This is a genomic window from Desulfovibrio gilichinskyi (assembly GCF_900177375.1).
GTDB lineage: Bacteria > Desulfobacterota > Desulfovibrionia > Desulfovibrionales > Desulfovibrionaceae > Maridesulfovibrio > Maridesulfovibrio gilichinskyi.
This window is the reverse complement of sequence record NZ_FWZU01000002.1, coordinates 503719-520469: the sequence shown is the minus strand read 5'-3', so window position 1 is coordinate 520469 and position 16751 is coordinate 503719. Positions and strand designations below refer to the sequence as shown.

General features: G+C 41.6%; 16 protein-coding genes. 6 read left to right on the top strand and 10 right to left on the bottom strand.

Annotation, left to right across the window (positions count from 1 at the left end; genetic code table 11):
* Window positions 1-40: 40 nt before the first annotated feature.
* From B9N78_RS07245 to B9N78_RS07235, 3 genes are all read right to left on the bottom strand, one after another.
* Window positions 41-691, bottom strand: a complete 651-nt coding sequence (locus B9N78_RS07245; protein WP_085100526.1) for an ABC transporter ATP-binding protein — start codon at window positions 689-691, stop codon at window positions 41-43.
* A complete protein-coding gene (locus B9N78_RS07240; RefSeq protein WP_085100523.1) occupies window positions 688-1383 on the bottom strand; it encodes an ABC transporter permease in 696 nt (231 codons plus the stop codon). Before B9N78_RS07240 ends, B9N78_RS07245 begins: the two co-directional genes overlap by 4 nt.
* Before the next feature lie 75 nt (window positions 1384-1458).
* On the bottom strand, window positions 1459-2286 hold the full coding sequence (locus B9N78_RS07235; protein WP_085100520.1) for an ABC transporter substrate-binding protein: 828 nt from the start codon (window positions 2284-2286) through the stop codon (window positions 1459-1461).
* Between the two features lie 282 nt (window positions 2287-2568).
* Here B9N78_RS07235 and fdhD point away from each other — a divergent pair, with 282 nt between their 5' ends.
* From fdhD to B9N78_RS07215, 4 genes are all read left to right on the top strand, one after another.
* Window positions 2569-3357 (top strand): formate dehydrogenase accessory sulfurtransferase FdhD, encoded by a 789-nt coding sequence (gene fdhD / locus B9N78_RS07230; RefSeq protein WP_085100517.1) that lies wholly within the window; start codon window positions 2569-2571, stop codon window positions 3355-3357.
* A 304-nt stretch (window positions 3358-3661) separates the two neighbouring features.
* Window positions 3662-4609 carry a formate dehydrogenase accessory protein FdhE gene (locus B9N78_RS07225; protein WP_085100515.1) on the top strand — a complete coding sequence of 316 codons (948 nt, stop codon included), beginning with the start codon at window positions 3662-3664 and terminating at the stop codon, window positions 4607-4609.
* 1 nt (window position 4610) lies between these two features.
* Window positions 4611-5606, top strand: a complete 996-nt coding sequence (moaA, locus tag B9N78_RS07220) for a GTP 3',8-cyclase MoaA (RefSeq protein WP_085100512.1) — start codon at window positions 4611-4613, stop codon at window positions 5604-5606.
* Window positions 5607-5628: 22 nt separating this feature from the next.
* On the top strand, window positions 5629-6501 hold the full coding sequence (locus B9N78_RS07215) for a transposase (RefSeq protein ID WP_085100509.1): 873 nt from the start codon (window positions 5629-5631) through the stop codon (window positions 6499-6501).
* Window positions 6502-6962: 461 nt separating this feature from the next.
* On the opposite strand, the gene B9N78_RS07210 is transcribed toward B9N78_RS07215, so the two are convergent.
* The 6 genes from B9N78_RS07210 to B9N78_RS07185 all read right to left on the bottom strand — a co-directional run bounded on the left by B9N78_RS07210 (window position 6963) and on the right by B9N78_RS07185 (window position 12156).
* Complete coding sequence (locus tag B9N78_RS07210; protein ID WP_085100506.1) at window positions 6963-8420, bottom strand: sensor domain-containing diguanylate cyclase; 1458 nt, start codon at window positions 8418-8420, stop codon at window positions 6963-6965.
* Between the two features lie 148 nt (window positions 8421-8568).
* On the bottom strand, window positions 8569-9549 hold the full coding sequence (ruvB, locus tag B9N78_RS07205; protein ID WP_085100503.1) for a Holliday junction branch migration DNA helicase RuvB: 981 nt from the start codon (window positions 9547-9549) through the stop codon (window positions 8569-8571).
* Between the two features lie 9 nt (window positions 9550-9558).
* The gene (gene ruvA / locus B9N78_RS07200; protein WP_085100500.1) at window positions 9559-10173 is read right to left on the bottom strand and encodes a Holliday junction branch migration protein RuvA; all 615 of its coding nucleotides are present in this window, start codon (window positions 10171-10173) and stop codon (window positions 9559-9561) included.
* Window positions 10170-10676, bottom strand: a complete 507-nt coding sequence (gene ruvC / locus B9N78_RS07195) for a crossover junction endodeoxyribonuclease RuvC (RefSeq protein ID WP_085100498.1) — start codon at window positions 10674-10676, stop codon at window positions 10170-10172. Before ruvC ends, ruvA begins: the two co-directional genes overlap by 4 nt.
* On the bottom strand, window positions 10677-11426 hold the full coding sequence (locus tag B9N78_RS07190; protein WP_085100495.1) for a YebC/PmpR family DNA-binding transcriptional regulator: 750 nt from the start codon (window positions 11424-11426) through the stop codon (window positions 10677-10679).
* A 130-nt stretch (window positions 11427-11556) separates the two neighbouring features.
* Window positions 11557-12156, bottom strand: a complete 600-nt coding sequence (locus B9N78_RS07185; RefSeq protein WP_085100492.1) for an RlmE family RNA methyltransferase — start codon at window positions 12154-12156, stop codon at window positions 11557-11559.
* A 105-nt stretch (window positions 12157-12261) separates the two neighbouring features.
* Here B9N78_RS07185 and B9N78_RS07180 point away from each other — a divergent pair, with 105 nt between their 5' ends.
* Both B9N78_RS07180 and B9N78_RS07175 read left to right on the top strand, forming a co-directional pair.
* Window positions 12262-13749 (top strand): CgeB family protein, encoded by a 1488-nt coding sequence (locus tag B9N78_RS07180; RefSeq protein WP_085100489.1) that lies wholly within the window; start codon window positions 12262-12264, stop codon window positions 13747-13749.
* Between the two features lie 72 nt (window positions 13750-13821).
* A complete protein-coding gene (locus B9N78_RS07175; protein WP_085101309.1) occupies window positions 13822-14487 on the top strand; it encodes a BON domain-containing protein in 666 nt (221 codons plus the stop codon).
* Between the two features lie 60 nt (window positions 14488-14547).
* On the opposite strand, the gene B9N78_RS07170 is transcribed toward B9N78_RS07175, so the two are convergent.
* Entirely contained in the window at window positions 14548-16638 is a 2091-nt protein-coding gene (locus tag B9N78_RS07170; protein WP_137982504.1) for a methyl-accepting chemotaxis protein, read from the bottom strand.
* Between the last annotated feature and the right edge of the window lie 113 nt (window positions 16639-16751).

The window sequence follows — 16751 nt, the reverse complement described above, 5'->3', positions numbered from 1 at the left end:
AACATGCAGTCCAAGAATACACCACGCTTATTAATTCGTGTTAATATTCAAGATGACCCTGCGCAAAAGTAAAAATCGTATCAGAAACATCATCCAGCCAAAGATAATCATGACTGACAATCACAAGAGTTGTCCCGCATTTTTCGCGAACCTTTACCGCAGCGTCATGTATCAGCAGTGTGCTTTCCCGGTCTAGACTGGCTGTCGGTTCATCAAGGAGCAGAACCTTCGGATTAAGCGCAAGCCGTGCTGCAAGAGCAACTCTCTGCGCCTCACCGCCGGAAAGTTCAAACCATTGCCGGGGCATAAAAGAATCCGGTTCAAGACCGACAAGATTTAAAGATTCTCGAACCTTATTATCAATATTTTTCGCTCCTCTGAGCTCGAGACCGTAGGCAACGTTACCAGCAACAGTCCTTTTCAGGAGGTAAGGTTCCTGAGTAAGCAAAGTGACTTCGCGACGAAGTGAAGTTTCCAGCGTTTCAATTTTTTTATCATCAAAAATGATCTCACCCGAAGATGGACTCTCAAGAAAAGCCAAAATTCGCATAAGAGTGCTCTTGCCACTGCCGTTATGTCCGGCCAGACCGATTATTGCACCTTTAGGAATGGTAAAGCTATCAAGTTCAAGAACTATTTTACCGCTGTAGCTTTGAGTTATATTAGATAGTTTGTATAGGATATCACTCACTTACCAGCCCTCTTTTTAATACCTGACATGGAAAAATTAACTCCGAAGGCTATAATCATTAAGACAAGCCCGAGCGCAATACCCATTGCAAATTCGCCCTTGCCTGTTTCCAAAGCAATTGCAGTTGTAATGGTTCTTGTATGCCATTTAATATTTCCACCGATCATCATGGAAATACCTATTTCCGAAACGATTCTCCCGTATGCAGCAGCAACGGCAAGTACAAGACTATAGCGGGCTTCCCAAAGAGTTGTTCGCAAAATCTGACTGCGCCCTGCTCCTAAAGTAAGCAATGTATTTTTTAATCGCTGATCAAGATTTTCAACAGCTGTAGCCATCATTGCGGTCACAATGGGAATACCCAAAAGAGCCTGTCCCGCAGCAATACCCGGAATAGTAAAGAGAAGATCCATCTCCCCTAAAGGGCCTCGGCGGGAAAGTAATGCGTAAACAAGAAGACCAATAACAACAGTAGGAAACGAGAGCAGTGAATCAGCTACAGTCCTCAAAAATTTCTTTCCGAGAAAATCGTGATAGCCAAGCATAAAACCGAGCGGCGCGCCTATTATCAGGCTTGCCATAATAGAAAGAGTCGAAACAGAGATGGTGGTTAATATTGCTGAATATGTTTCGGGGTCACCGCCGAAGAGGAGTACAAATGCCTGAAGAAAACCGGTTGTGATAAAGTCCATTTAGTTACCCTTGTACAAAAAAAGGGGACGCAGATGCATCCCCTTTTCTTTCAACATTATAGTGACAACTTAAAACTATTTTGCATTAGGAATAAATAATTTTTTGCCGAGAAGTTTGAAGTCTGCAATATCTTTCTGAGCTTTAGGGGAAGTAAGCCAGTCAGAAAATTTAGTTGCAAGTTCATATTTAGCGTTTTTGCATTTTTCAGGATTTACAGCAAGAACACTGTACTGATTGAATAAGGTCTTATCACCTTCAACCAGAACTTTCAGATCAGGAGAACCCTTCTTGGTAGCTTCGTACTTAATGTAAGTTCCACGGTCAGTCATTGTGTATCCATCGCGTTCTTCGGCAATGTTGATACTTTTGATCATGCCCTGTCCTGTCTGAACATACCAAGCTTCTTTATCAGGAACAGCCATGCCTGCTACCTTCCAAAGAGAAATTTCCTTTTTGTTGGTTCCGGAATTATCACCGCGGCTTACAAAGACTGCTTTCTTAGCTGCAATAGTCTTCATAGCATCAACGACTTTCATTCCTTTAACACCTGCTGGATCGGAAGCAGGTCCTATGATTACAAAGTCATTATACATGACTTCTTTGCGATCTTTGAGTGCACCTGAATCCACATATTTCTGTTCAGCAGCAGGAGCATGAACTAAAAGCACATCAACATCACAGTTTTCGCCCATTTTGAGGGCTTTACCGGTTCCGACAGCGGTCCAGCGCAATTCAATGCCGGTATCTTTCTGGAACTTAGGAGCAATCTCATCCAGAAGTCCGGTATTATCGGTACTGGTTGTGGTAGCCATCATTAAAACTTCTTCTGCTTTTACCAGTCCTGGTGAAACAAGCATTGCAACAAGTGCAAAAGTCAAAAATATTACATTAATCTTTTTCATTTTCCCTCCAAAGTGAAAAATTTAGGTCGTTGAGTACAGTTTAAATCAAATCAGCCAAAACAATTACCATTAAAAACAAATTCTCTTTACATCCTAGAACAGAATCCGCGCAGTATGTCAACTTAAGCATATTTATACTACTAATTTGACCCCGCTTGTTTCAATTATTTATTGAACGAATACTAAACCTTAACTCCAGTGCAAAACTTGAAGCAGAAAAGAGAAGCTTGCCCTGTGCACAAAATTTCATCTACATTACCTAAAACATATATAGGCGGAAACATGGTAAAAGACAGTCATGATTTTACGGTTAAAGAATACTCAAATAATTCATTTAAAAATAAAAATATTAAAAGTATCCTTGAAATTCCGTTGACCATAAACCTTAACGGGAGAGAAGTAGTAACCCTGCTTACCACCGCTAAGTATCCTAAATATCTTGCAATAGGCTTCCTTAAGTCCGATGCGTATATTTCAACGCGAGATCAGATAACCGACATTAAAATGATAGAAAGTGATGACAGAATAATAGCTGACATTACAACAAATAATGATCCATGGGAAGGACGCGTTCTTGAATATTCAATTACTTCAGGCTGCGGAAAAGGTACTAATTTCGGGCGCAATGTTTCCACCATTTCAAAGAAAACCATCCAGTCCGACCTCAAGGTGACTCCGGAGCAGATACTGCAACACGCACGCACGTTGCATGAAAGATCAACTCTCTACGCAAAGACCAGAGGATGCCACAACTCATCGCTTTGCACACCGACTGAAATGCTCTATTTCAGGGAAGATATCGGCAGACACAATGCCATTGATATGATTGTCGGACAGTGCTTTTTTGAAGAAGTCTCTACCAATGGTAAAATTATTGTTTCAACAGGAAGAGTCGCTTCTGAGATTCTGCTTAAAGCCGTTCGCATAGGGGTCCCTATTCTTGCTTCAACCGCTGTTGCAACCAGTTTTTCAGTTGAGCTGGCAAGAAAAATCGGCATCACTTTAATCGGCAACATCAGTGATACCGGTTTCTGGGTCTATAATGATGAGGGCCGGATTGAAGGCCTTTAACTCATTAATATGACCGTTTCCTTCATCTTTTTTTATTATGTCATTTGCCACACAATTACTCTTACTGTTTTTCCATTTTTCTATCAGCTGATCCTTAAAACAGACCACCAAAACACTTTATTACAAATTTGATGATATTGCTGTTGACGGCGAGATAAAAAGAGTTAAACGTTAGTGCTAAAACGAAAGCAATTGACACGATCATGCAGCTTTATTTCAGAAAGCTTACCCCATTAGTGCAAAATCAAGCGTAATAATTAATAAATTTTATGACTTCAAATAGAGTAACGAGCGGGAGAAGATTATGACTTTTGATTATACTAAGGCACAGCTTCAATTAGATAAAAAAATAAAAGAGTTAGGCAAAAAGAAATTTCTTCCCGCAGAACTTGTTGAACTCATTTCAAAAGTTGCAAAAATCCAACTGGAAGCAGAACTACATGCCGCGCCGACCATTCCAGAACAAGCTTCTCTTGCTCCTGCTAATGAAAATATTCAGGGACGCCCGTTACTTGCCAGAGCGGACTTTCCATATGACTACGAACAGGCCGCGCAATTATTCTCAAAATTTTCCGACCTGCTTTTAAATTTCTCAGGCCCGATTTCAGATGCGACAAAGTTAATTTCCAGCAAAATAGAAAATGGAGAATTGGAACTTAAAAAAGTATTTTCCGCATATCTTGAAGGTGATGACATCTTCTTTGCCAAATGGGGCGAAAATACTCCCGAGGCTCCGCGCACTTTAAATTTTCTTGTTCAATCAGCGATCACTCCGTCGATAAGAGTTGTAGCCAGAAACATTGCCGCCCATTTGCCTGAAATTGAAAAAGCGGAAGTTCAAACGCCTACCAGCGTTGATCTGGAAATCGAAGTCAGCCCTCCTCCAGCCAGACAGCATGGAAATTGCCCCGTGTGCGGCAGTATTCCTTTCATCCACGCTCTGCGTCATAAACAGGGGTTCAGATACGCAAACTGCTCATTTTGCCACACTGAGTACAGAGTGCGCAGACTGGCTTGTGCCTACTGTGACGAAGCCGACTCTAAAGAAATTAAATTTTTCACGGTTGAAGATGAACCTGGATATCGCGTTGAAGTCTGCGACAATTGTAAGAATTACATTAAAACCATAGATTTCAGAGAAATGGATAAAGTCTCCATACCGACACTTGATGACCTCGAATCGCTATCACTTGATTTCTTAGCAGTTGAAGAAGGATACAATCGCGGAACATTATCAGCATGGGGATTTTAACATGACACTTACCGACAAACTTGGAAGAAGTGTCAGCTACCTGAGGCTCAGCGTAACTGACAGATGTAATTTAAGATGCAAATACTGCATGACTAAAGACTTCACCTTCACCCCGCACCCCAATATCCTGCGGTATGAAGAAATGCTCAGGCTGGTGAATCTGGCCGCCACTCTTAATATTTCAAAGCTTCGTCTAACTGGTGGTGAACCGTTTGTCCGCCGCGGTTTCATGGATTTTGTTGCATCTATTTTACAACATCACGCTGATATGGACCTGCGGATTACAACCAACGGCACTCTTATTGAACCATATGTAAAAGATCTAAAAAAAATCGGTATCAGCAGACTGAATATTTCTCTGGACACTCTTAACAGCGAAACGTTCGAAAAAATCACAGGACATGATTATTTAAATGCTGTGCTGAATTCTATTTCAGCCTGCCTTTCCGCTGGAATACGCGTTAAAATTAATGCCGTTGCAATGAAAGGAATTAATGATCACGAACTGGAATCATTCTTGAAATTCGTAAAAGAAAATCCGATTGATTTAAGATTTATTGAATTTATGCCCATGGGCGAAGATACAAGATGGTCTAGCGAAGTATTCTGGAGTGCTGAGGAAATTATTCAACAGGCAAGTCAGTATGCCGTTTTAAATCCGGTTAAAAGATCAGCAGAAAGCCACGGACCGGCTAAAATGTTTTCCATTGAAGGCGGAAAAGGACGCTTAGGGGTCATATCTCCAGTCAGCTCTCATTTTTGCGGTACATGCAACAGACTCCGCATCACTTCGGATGGACATCTCAGAACATGCCTTTTCTCCGACAAAACTTACAAACTTCGCGAGATACTTAGAAACCCCAAATTAACTGATGAAACTGTAAAGCGCGTACTTGTGGCAGCAACACACGATAAGCCTTTAGGATATAATATTTTACAAACCCGCCGTGAAAATAACGGCGTGTGTGAAACTCAGATGTCATCCATCGGCGGTTAACCGGCATGGGAAGATAATTCATATGGATGACAGCACTGCACAATTTGAAAAGCTTATCTCTTCCGAAGAAGAGGCTAAAAAATTCCTTATTGCAAACTGCTTCGGCGAGCGAAAAACCTTTTGCCCACGCTGTAGAGAAAACAAACTCTATACTTTAAACGGCAGCCGCTACCGCTGCGCTTCCTGCAAATATACATTTCAGGATTTCAGCGGAAGGTGGATCAACAACGGAGGGTTGTCCTGCACTGAGTGGATACGGCTCATCCGGCTTTTTGCAGACGATAACACCGCTCACTATATTTCTCAGGATCTCGGAATTTCCTATAACGCAGCCTACAAGGCTGTATCTTCCCTGAGATTTTCAATTTTAGCGCAGGCAATTGATGCAGTTCAGCTTCTCGGTCCTGAAACAGGACTTCACAAACACTTAAAGAATAGAAAGCTAACAGGGATTCCCACTAAAACAGGCTCAGAGCCTATACCTGTATTCGGAGTACTCGAAAAAAACGGCTGGGTGTTTATTGATCTTATGCAAAACATTACAGCAGAATCAGTTTTTCACTTCAATCATAATTTCCATCTCAAATTAGTACGTCATGGAAGTATCATTCATACAGACAGGTATCAAAAATACAACGCTCTCATCCTTTGCGGAGATGATTCCCTTCCACTGGATTATATCCGTAAATATCCTGCTGTGACTCCGGAAATTGAAAGATCCGGCGGCGAATTCTGGGAATTTGCCCGCGACAGATTCAAACGGTATAAAGGAATATCCCCGCACCGATTCCCGCTATATCTTAAAGAACTTGAATTCAGATTTAACAATCGCAATAAAGATCTATTCGATATTCTAGTAGACTATGTCTGTAAAATAGTTCCGGATGTTGATTGAATTTGAACTTTTAGGCAACTTAGATAAATAGATTCTGCCAATTCACCACGCAAACGCTTACTCTTCCTTTAGCTTTAATTAATTATGCCCGATCAAGCATACTTAAGATATAACCGTATTATATATGATTGTTATTTAACTATAAAATTAAGTAATTTTCTTATTTGATTATTTTAGGCGATTACTTTCCTCAGTGTGTACTAAGTAAAAACATCATAAATACAGTATATTACAGCCAAAAATAAATTATTCTGAATCTTAAAAGTATAGAATTAGTGCAAAACCGGCTTCAAGCATCCTTCTATAGATATCCTCACTCACACCATATAAAGATATTCTACATACGTTAAAAGATTTCTTCCCTACCTCCTATTTCACAGGGCAAGAAACGAAGGCCGCCGGATCTCTGTCCCGGCGGCCTTCATTTTTTAACTTATACATATTATCATCAACTTTAATTATCAGCTTACAACAACTTTATTCTTCCCTAATTCCTTAGATTCATACATGGCCTTGTCAGCTCTGGAAGTAAGAGAATCAAGTGTATCACCTGTCAAATACTGAGTAATCCCGCAACTGACGGTAACTTGCATTTCGAAAGATATTGCTTGAGCGACATCTTCACAGACAATAGTCCGTTCAATAGAATTTCTAATCCGCTCGGCAATAAGCGTGGCCTGCGCAAGGTCTCCGCTCACCAGAACTATGAATTCATCACCGCCCCACCGTGCACAGAAGTCGTTTTCACGAATACTGGAATTAATAACTTTTGAGATCTCTTTTAACAGCCTATCACCTTCATTATGTCCACAAGTATCATTAATCACTTTGAATCCGTCTAAATCCATAAGAACAAGCGAAAAAGGACGACCGGTCTTCAACTGAGAATTCATAGCAGCATCAATTCTTTTTTCAAATGATCGGCGATTGGCAACACCTGTAAGCGGATCGGTATTTGCCTGTGCTTCCAGCCTGCTCTGAAAATGATTAATTGTAATTATTGATAAAATTATTATCAGCAGCGTTACAAGAGCTCCGCTACCTAAAGTCCTGATGAAGTTATTACGGGCTGCCATCATCGCTGCATTTTCTTTTTGTTCAACAATTAAAAACCAGTTGAATTCCGGAATAAACCGTGCAGTGAGATGAACAGATTCACCATCAACTTTATATTTAAACATTGAGGAACTGGTCCGATTCATTGCAAGAACATCGTCAGCAATGTTCTTAAAACCCGGTATATTTTTAATATTAATATTTCCAATAAGCTTCTTGTCGGGATGAACTTGAATAAAACCCTGAGGGTCAATCAAAAAAATCTCTTTAGAATATTTAACTGCAAATGTTTTAAGCAGATTTGCAACCTGATCCATTTTGAGACCGACACCGGTGACTCCAATCAGCTTTCCGTCTTTGTCGTTAACCCTGTGATTTATAAAAACAGTTAAAACATTATTTGCAGCCTCATTTGTATCAACATCAAAGTCATATTCTTTTCCGGAATTAATAAAATCATAATACCATACGTCGTGACTGTCTTTCGGCGATACTGTTTTTAATACTCCATCGTAATAAAAATAATCTCCAGTCGTAGCTGAAACAAAAAATGCTGTAAAAAAGCCATACTTATTTTTGATTTCATAAAGATATCTCATTAGCTGCATGACATTTTTCTCTCCGGCATTTGCCCAGTCTTTTAAAAAAATATCATTGGCCATCAGAGAGGATACAAAGAGAGGACGCATGAGACCTGACTGCAGTTCCGAATAAATATTATCACGGGTAAGCGGCAAGGCGGAATTGAGTATTTCATTACGCGCTGAATTGCGGGAAACATTATAATTGAAAATAGATACAGAGATAAAAGATACGACCAGAATAGCCGTAAGCGTAGTGATTAATTTAAACCTGACAGACACATCCACCCTCCTGTGATCCGGCAAAAGTACAAAAAATTAAAAGGAGTGAGCGCACAATACCCCGACCAAAGAGTTATGCCAACACAATTCAACTTGTTCCGAATGATTAAAAGCAAAAAATATAAATCAATCAACGCACTAAATTTATTTAGAATAGTCTTGTTGAACCAGAGTTAAGTTGCAGATGCTGATAAGCTTTTGCTGTAGCAACACGACCGCGGGATGTCCGCTTTAAAAAGCCGCATTGTATAAGGTAGGGTTCATAGATTTCTTCGATAGTTCTGACTTCTTCCGAACAGGCAACCGCAATAGTTTTAACGCCGACAGGTCCGCCGCCGAACTGGTCTATTAATACAGAAAGAATCTTGCGGTCCATCTGATCAAGCCCTTGCGGATCAACTTCCAGCCTATCAAGAGCCATGTCAGCAATTTCGGCGTTAACAGTACCATCTCCATGAACTGTTGCATAATCGCGCACCCTTCGCAAAAGACGGTTTGCAATACGCGGTGTGCCGCGCGACCGTCTGCCGATCATAAGCGCGCCTTCGTCAGTAACTTCAAGGTCAAAAATTCGTGCCGCGCGAACAACGATCTGAGCTAATTCTTCAGGAGAATAAAACTCCAATCTGAAAATACACCCGAACCTGTCGCGGAGCGGAGATGTGAGAAGCCCTAGACGCGTTGTCGCCCCGACCAGAGTGAACGGTTCAAGATCAATCTTCACCGTACGGGCTGCAGGCCCCTGTCCGATAATAAGATCAAGAGTAAAATCTTCCATCGCAGGATAGAGAACCTCTTCTACCGAAGAAGGAACACGATGAATTTCATCAATAAAAAGTATGTCGTTTCTGGAAAGATTGGTAAGAATAGCGGCGAGATCACCACTTCTTTCGATTACCGGACCGGAAGTGGAAACAAGGTTAACGCCCAGTTCGGAAGAAATAATACGGGCCAGCGTAGTTTTACCGAGACCTGGATTCCCGTAAAAAAGAGCATGATCCATAGCGGTCCCGCGTCCACGGGCAGCCTGAATAAAAACATCAAGATTATGGCGCAGGTCTTCCTGTCCGATAAAATCTGAGAGCCTTTGCGGCCTAATATGATCGTCTGGAAGATTACTTTCGTTCATACGCCTAAACTATTTGTTTTTTTGTGAAATTTTCTTAAGAGCCACACGGATAGCCCCTGCTGCGTCAAGATCAGGTTCTTCCTCGAAAATGTCTTTAAGGAACGTTCTGACTTCATCATCCGCATAGCCCAGATTGCGAAGGCCGGAAAGAGCATCGAGAAATTCACTTCTATCCCCGGAAACCGGACAGCCGCCGGAACGGATAGTCGCTGAACTGAGCTTATCCATTTTATCTTTAAGACTCCACAAAATCTGACGAGCAGATTTCGGCCCGATACCCGGGACAATGGAAAGAGTTTTCACATCTTCACGAAAGACAATATCCTGCAACTCCTTGGGACCGAACTGTGAGAGGATCGCCAATGCTTTCTTGGGGCCTAAACGGTCAATTGAAATCAAAGTCTGGAAAACTTCACGGTCGTCAAAACAAGGAAAGCCGTAAAGCTCCAGCGCATCTTCTCTAACCACGGTGTACACATAAAAAGTAACATCGGAGCCGGACGCTGGAAGGGTTGAAAGAGCTGTTATGGTCAAAAAAAGTTCATACCCCACACCGCCGGGAGTGAGAATAATACATGACCTGTCTGTGGCTTCAAGCAACTTTCCGTGAATGTATGCAATCATTTACCGGCCATCCTTGCAAATCTGCGTTCATTTAAATGACAAACCGCAATAGCCAGCGCATCGGTGGTATCATTCGCCCACTTGGTGTCTTTAACGCCCAGAATACGCTCTACCATAAAAGCAACCTGACTTTTGGCAGCCCGCCCAGTTCCAACCAGATTCTGCTTAACTTTAGTGGGTTCGTAACCGGAAACGATAAGACCTGAAACAGCGCATGCAGCCATAGCGGCACCTCTGGCCTGTCCAAGTTTAATTGCAGAAGACGGATTTGAAGCGACGAAGACATTTTCTATCGCCGCTTCATCCGGTTTATGAGTAGCAATAAGCTCGGCTATTCGGGAATAAATCTGCCCGAGACGAGCACACATAGGCTTTTTGGTATCTGTCCGGATTGTGCCGGCTTCTATCAGAATGACCTGTCCGGAAACTTCCCTGACGATTCCGAACCCTGTAACACGTGTTCCCGGGTCAATACCGATTATCACAATGCCGGATTTATCCATCTAGTCTTCCATCTCAGCCATCAATTCATCAGGGAAATCTGCATTTACATACACTTCGGAGACATCTTCGTTCTCTTCAAGTTTTTCCATGAGATTCATCAATTTTTTGGCACTTGGAACATCAACTTCTATGAGATTTTTAGGGATAAAAGACAGCTCCGCACTGAGACATACACATTCAGCTTCTTCAAACACTTTCTGAACTGCGGTGAAGTCTTCAGGTGCGCAGTGCACGGCAAAGGAGTCATCATCATCAATGATATCTTCAACTCCGCCTTCAATCCCTATTTCCATGAGCTGATCTTCAGAATAAGCTTCCTTGTCAAAGGTCAGTACGCCTTTTTTATCAAACATCCAGGCAACGCTTCCTGCTTCACCCATGGTACCGCCTGATTTGCTCAGAGCATAGCGAACTTCAGCAACGGTGCGGTTTTTATTGTCAGTTGATGCTTCAATAAGCAGGGCAACACCGCCGGGTCCGTAACCTTCATAAAGCATATCTGTAATATCGCCGCCAGCCAGTTCACCGATACCTTTTTTAATGGCAGTATCAATTCTATCATTAGGCATATTGACTGCTTTAGCTTTAGCAACAGCAAGGCGCAGGGAGGAGTTCATGTTGACATCGCCACCGCCGGCTTTGGCCGCAATGATTATGTCTTTAGCCATCTTTGTAAAAATTTTACCGCGTTTCGCGTCCTGTCTACCTTTACGATGCTGAATATTAGCCCATTTACTATGTCCAGACATTATTCCTCCTGAAGTAATCTGCCTCCGCCCGATGTGCGGGACGGGTAATTTATTATTTTGTTTGTGCGGAAGACTGTTCCGGCACAAAAGGTTCCTATACTATATAAAATGAACAGATGCAGAGGGACTTTTACCCTTCAATGCCACGAAAGCCAAGTGCAACAATAAAAAGTTCAATACTTTCTTCTCTGGAACTTTTCGGTTTGAAATTTTTAACTTTTCCAAACATCTTCCTAAGTGAATCCGTATAGCCTTTTACATCTGAACTATCAAAAATCTTAACTATAAAATGGCCGCCGACCTTGAGCCTTCTAGGAATCAATTCTTTAGCCCTTTCGCAAAGCTCAAGCGAATTCGCCTGATCAGCAAACCTGACTCCGATTGTTTTAGGAGCCATATCACTGATAATCAGATCATAGGGCAAGTGTTTTTCCATTGCCGCCATGAGTTCAGGAGAATCTTCAAACACGTCAGCCTGCAAAAAAGTAACGTTCTCAGGAAATTCAGTTTCGGTTGTTTGAATATCCACGCCAAGAACATAACCTTCAGGACCGACTTTTTTCGCGGAAAACAAAGTCCATGACCCCGGAGCGGCTCCAAGGTCCAGCACTCTTTGTCCGTTTTCAAAAATATGAAACCGATTATCGATTTCCTTAAGTTTATACACTGAACGTGCCGGATAATTTTCTTTTTTTGCCTTCTTAAAGTAATGATCTTGGTATTGTTTCATCGTCTCGTTTTTGTTTGGCTGTCCTTGGAAAAGACTTTTCCGAAGGACTGCGGTATAAGGTGACAGAAAATAACTTAATACGGCCCGCAAGCCAAGTCTAACACTATGCAACGTCCCCAAAGAATCCGCATTAAAAATGAATCCGGCAAACTACAGTCCTTGCCGGACGGGAAAGAATATTTTCAAGAGCTCGGAGGATCCGGGGACATTCTGTTTCTGGGGATCGGACCGAATCCTGATCTGCTGACAGAATTTTTCCCAGACGAGTCATACTATTATTATATAGAATGTCCTGAGTACGAAAAACAAATTCCGTCTTTGCTCGCGCTCCCTGCAAAATTTAAAAAGATCCAGTCTTATGACGCAACTTTTTTTAATAAAAACAGTTTTCGATTGATATTATATACACCTAATAAAAGGTTGTTTCCCTCATTCTGGGAACCGATAACATCAAAACTTACTTTGAATAAGACTGAAATATGTTCAAAAATACAAAGCAAATCCGTATGGATTCCCGGCAATGATCATTCACTGCTTGTGCCGGAGATATCTAAAGCCTTTGCACGTGCCGACTTCACATACAGGGTTATCGCTCCGGATGCAATGCGCCGTAACATGCTGTCCCTATTGAAGCAGGAACTCCCGGAAATTGTCTTCAGCATCAACTTTAACGGTCTTGATAATTCAGGAGAAACATTCTTCCTGCTGCGTGAAGCTGGCGTTAAAGTCGTTGTATGGATGGTAGACAATCCTTTCCACGTAATATCAGGTATAAAATCAGCATATTGGAAAGAAGTCCCTATGTTGATCACTGATGACTGGTTCATCAAACCTCTCAGGAAGCTCGGCGCAACAAAAATCGGACATCTCCCCCTTGCAACAGATCCTGATATATTCAACCCGAATGTACCTTTATACCCCGGACTGGATAACCGCATCGTTTTTGCAGGAAGATCAAGTTTCCCTAAAAAAGTTAAGTTTTTTGCAGGGTGTGAATTTTCATCCAAAGATGAAAGAGATGCCGTCTACGCCATTAATAGCGGGATTAAACCAAATTTCGAATGGTGGATAAATAGAGATGATATTACTTCATTCTGGCCGGAACCGAATGTCCGCTCTTCGGGATTCAGGGCAGAACAAACAGGAACAATCTGGCGAACTGAAACCCTTAAATTTGCAGGTAGCAATCTGACTGTTTTTGGTGACGAAGGTTGGCGTGAATTGCTCCCGGACGTGGATTTACGCAAACCGATAGATTATTATACAGTCTTGCCTGCTGTTTACACAAACTCTGCCATCGTTTTAAATATGACCAGTCCTTTGCTGCCAAACGGTCTGACCCAGCGTAATTTTGATGTATGGGCAGCCGGTGGTTTTCTACTCACGGACCAAACTCCCGGACTCTCGATTTTCCCTGAAGAATTAGTAAAAGAATGCTCATTCAGCACGCCTTCAGAATTGCCTGAACTTTGTGATAAATATCTAGCTGACCCTCAGCGCAGAATTGAACTTTCAAAAAAATGGCGCGAAGTGATTCTTAAAGACCATACTTATCAAAACCGTATCCGTAACATACTTAACTTTATAAACTAAAACATCTAAAATCACTTTAGGCATAAGTATTGCTGTATATACCCAAACACTCTTATCAAGGAAGATATGGGAATGCAGAAAATAAAATTACTTTGCCTTATTATGCTTACGCTCATTTGTCTCAGCGGCTGCTCTGCCTCTATCTTCATTCCGCCACTGCCAGGCCCGACAATGGTCCCGTCTGCTATCGGAACTATTTACACAGCATACGCCATAGGAGCTGACGAACGCGGTTTTCAGACAATTGTAGAAGACGAAATGATTGAAGCAAAAATTCAATCTAAAATATTCCATCAGAAAGATCTTAAAGTCCTTGGCCTCAGTGCTTATTCATACAATGGCCATGTTTACGTTATCGGCCAGTATGACGACAAAAAAGATCTTAGCAAAATCCGTAAAATTGTTCAAAAATCCGGCAAAGTAAATTCTCTCACAACTTTTATGCTCAAGGAAACAGAAAATTCATCCTGCAATGCGGCTGAAGATTATATACTGCAAATGCAGATAAAAGAAGCCTTGCTTGAAGATGATTCTGTATGGGGAACAAATATCGCTGTAAAATCAGTTCAGTGTAACGTTGTCCTTTTAGGCAGAGTTGGAAATATAAATGAGATAACTTACGCCAAGCAGATTGCGGCAAGCATTGAAGGAGTGAGTTCCGTAAAATCTTTCATTAAATCCAGCAAACAAAATAAATACAATATGACCCGCAAGCAAGAGATAGCTTTTAATAAATAAAAAGCCGCTCTCCTTTATAGGAAGCGGCCTGATTTAGATCATTATCTATTCACTTCAGTGCTACGCGTCTTTCAAAGTATCAATTACAGACTGCAATTCCTCTGACAAACGGGATAACTCATTAACGGCCCGTGCCGATTCTTCCATAGTCTGCACAGTTTCAGCAGCAATGCGGTTAACTTCATCAGTATTTCGGTTTATTTCTTCAGAAGCGGCAGACTGCTCTTCCGAAGCTGTTGCAATTGCTCTAACCTGATCTGAGGTTGAATCAACAATATCAACAATGGACGATAAAGACTCACCAGCCTCAGAAGCATAACCATTACTGTTTCCAATCATATCTGAAGCCCTGCTCATATCCTTAATACTCTTCTCGGTACCAGCCTGAATTGCAGAAACGGCTGCTCCAACTTCTTTAGTTGCGTCCATGGTTTTTTCGGCAAGTTTACGGACTTCATCCGCAACAACTGCAAACCCTCGGCCGGCTTCACCTGCTCTGGCAGCTTCAATTGCAGCGTTAAGTGCAAGAAGGTTAGTCTGATCAGCAATATCAGTAATAACATTCATAATATGCCCGATTCCCTGTGCCTGACGCCCTAAATCTTCGAGACCTCCGGCCATCTCTCCGGCAGCAGTATTAACTTCTCCAATGCTTCGGATTACGTTTTCAACGATCTTTCCACCGGTTTCTGCTTGTTTTTTTGCATTATCAGCACTTTCAGCCGCCTGCGAAGAATTTTGTGCAACCTCAAAAACAGAGGCGTTCATTTCTTCCATAGCTGTTGCGGCCTCAGTAGTACGCTCACGCTGCTGCTCTGCTCCGGCGCGTGACTCTTCTATCTGTGCTGAAAGCTCCTGCGACGCACTGGTTACCTGATTTACAATTATTTCCAGATGCTCTGCCGCCTGAAGCATTCCTGCACGTTTTGCACTATCAGCTTCACGCCTTGCATCTTCCGCATCAGCAAGTGCGTCTTTAGCAAGGCGAGTTTGATTTTCCGCTTCAAGACTTTTTTCTTCAGTTGCTTTTATAAGGTCACTGAGACTTGCAACCATGCTCTTTAAAGCTTGTTGTAAGGTAAGCAATTCACCGTTAAACTTTTTTCCATCAGGGATGGCTTTATAATCACCCTTTGCAACAGACTGAGCGGCTTCAACAAGACTCTGGATAGGCGTTGCTATAGACTTCGCAACGATCCATCCAACGATACATAAGATAATAGCAATACATACACCAATTAAAACAGTACTTCTCAAAGTGCTATAGGCATCTTCCATAATTTCTGATTTATCGATCATCAGAGCAAGCTTCCACCCTAGCTTCGGCGAAGTGTAAACTCTGACAAATTTTTCCACACCGTCAACGTTAACGGTGGTCATATTGTCTTTAAGCTTAGCAATTGTATTAAACCCTTCAATTCCAAGATCATCTGCTTTTTTAAACAAAAAGTCTTTATGAACAGGATCGGAAAGGATCGTATTGTCCCCTTCCATCAGCATAATATACCCGGTCTTCCCGACCTTAATATCGGAAATAACATCTGTCAGCGTAGCCAGATTGATATCAATACCTACAATTCCGATAACTTGATCATTCTGTACAAGCTTTGCCATGATGGAACTTACAGGTTTTCCAGTTGTTGATTTATAAGCTTTGCTGAATGAAGAGATTTGAGGGGCCTCAATCGCTGTTCTATACCATGGACGAGGCCGGGGATCATATCCTTTCGGCATACTGTCTTCAGGATACATGTTAAAACTGCCGTCTTTCATGCCAAGATAAACAGCATCATAAGAATCATGACTCGAAACCATTTTACCAAACAAATCGAAAGTTTTTTTGCCTTGCTCAGTCATTGTACTGCGGGAAATTCTTTCAAGACCTTCCTGTTTAACAAAATTAGGATTCTCTCCCAGTGAATTAAGGACATTATCTTCAAGTGCTAAAAATTTTGCATTTTGCTCTGTTTCTTTCATAAAATCTGATACAAAATTATCAATCTGCATTAACTCATTCATAGAAGAGCTGGCAAAAAAACTTTCAGCCATTTCTGTCATTTTAAAATATGCTGTTGAAGACAACCCCCCAATAGAAAACAAAACCGCTGTCAATGTCAGCAATATTATCTTATTTTTAATATTCATAAGCATCGTACGCTACCCCCTAACGAATCAAATAAATTTAGTTTAAAAAATCCTAAATCGTGACACTCTCCACAAGCCTCGCAAAAGGGCAAGCACCACCTTATACTAAAGAACCTTAC

Coding starts and splice junctions, on each gene's coding strand:
- B9N78_RS07240 (WP_085100523.1), bottom strand. CDS start 1,383: ATGGACTTTATCACAACCGGTTTTCTTCAGGCATTTGTACTCCTCTTC.
- B9N78_RS07175 (WP_085101309.1), top strand. CDS start 13,822: ATGCAGAAAATAAAATTACTTTGCCTTATTATGCTTACGCTCATTTGT.
- ruvB (WP_085100503.1), bottom strand. CDS start 9,549: ATGAACGAAAGTAATCTTCCAGACGATCATATTAGGCCGCAAAGGCTC.
- B9N78_RS07180 (WP_085100489.1), top strand. CDS start 12,262: ATGCAACGTCCCCAAAGAATCCGCATTAAAAATGAATCCGGCAAACTA.
- B9N78_RS07215 (WP_085100509.1), top strand. CDS start 5,629: ATGGATGACAGCACTGCACAATTTGAAAAGCTTATCTCTTCCGAAGAA.
- B9N78_RS07235 (WP_085100520.1), bottom strand. CDS start 2,286: ATGAAAAAGATTAATGTAATATTTTTGACTTTTGCACTTGTTGCAATG.
- B9N78_RS07185 (WP_085100492.1), bottom strand. CDS start 12,156: ATGAAACAATACCAAGATCATTACTTTAAGAAGGCAAAAAAAGAAAAT.
- fdhD (WP_085100517.1), top strand. CDS start 2,569: ATGGTAAAAGACAGTCATGATTTTACGGTTAAAGAATACTCAAATAAT.
- B9N78_RS07190 (WP_085100495.1), bottom strand. CDS start 11,426: ATGTCTGGACATAGTAAATGGGCTAATATTCAGCATCGTAAAGGTAGA.
- B9N78_RS07170 (WP_137982504.1), bottom strand. CDS start 16,638: ATGCTTATGAATATTAAAAATAAGATAATATTGCTGACATTGACAGCG.
- B9N78_RS07225 (WP_085100515.1), top strand. CDS start 3,662: ATGACTTTTGATTATACTAAGGCACAGCTTCAATTAGATAAAAAAATA.
- ruvC (WP_085100498.1), bottom strand. CDS start 10,676: ATGGATAAATCCGGCATTGTGATAATCGGTATTGACCCGGGAACACGT.
- ruvA (WP_085100500.1), bottom strand. CDS start 10,173: ATGATTGCATACATTCACGGAAAGTTGCTTGAAGCCACAGACAGGTCA.
- moaA (WP_085100512.1), top strand. CDS start 4,611: ATGACACTTACCGACAAACTTGGAAGAAGTGTCAGCTACCTGAGGCTC.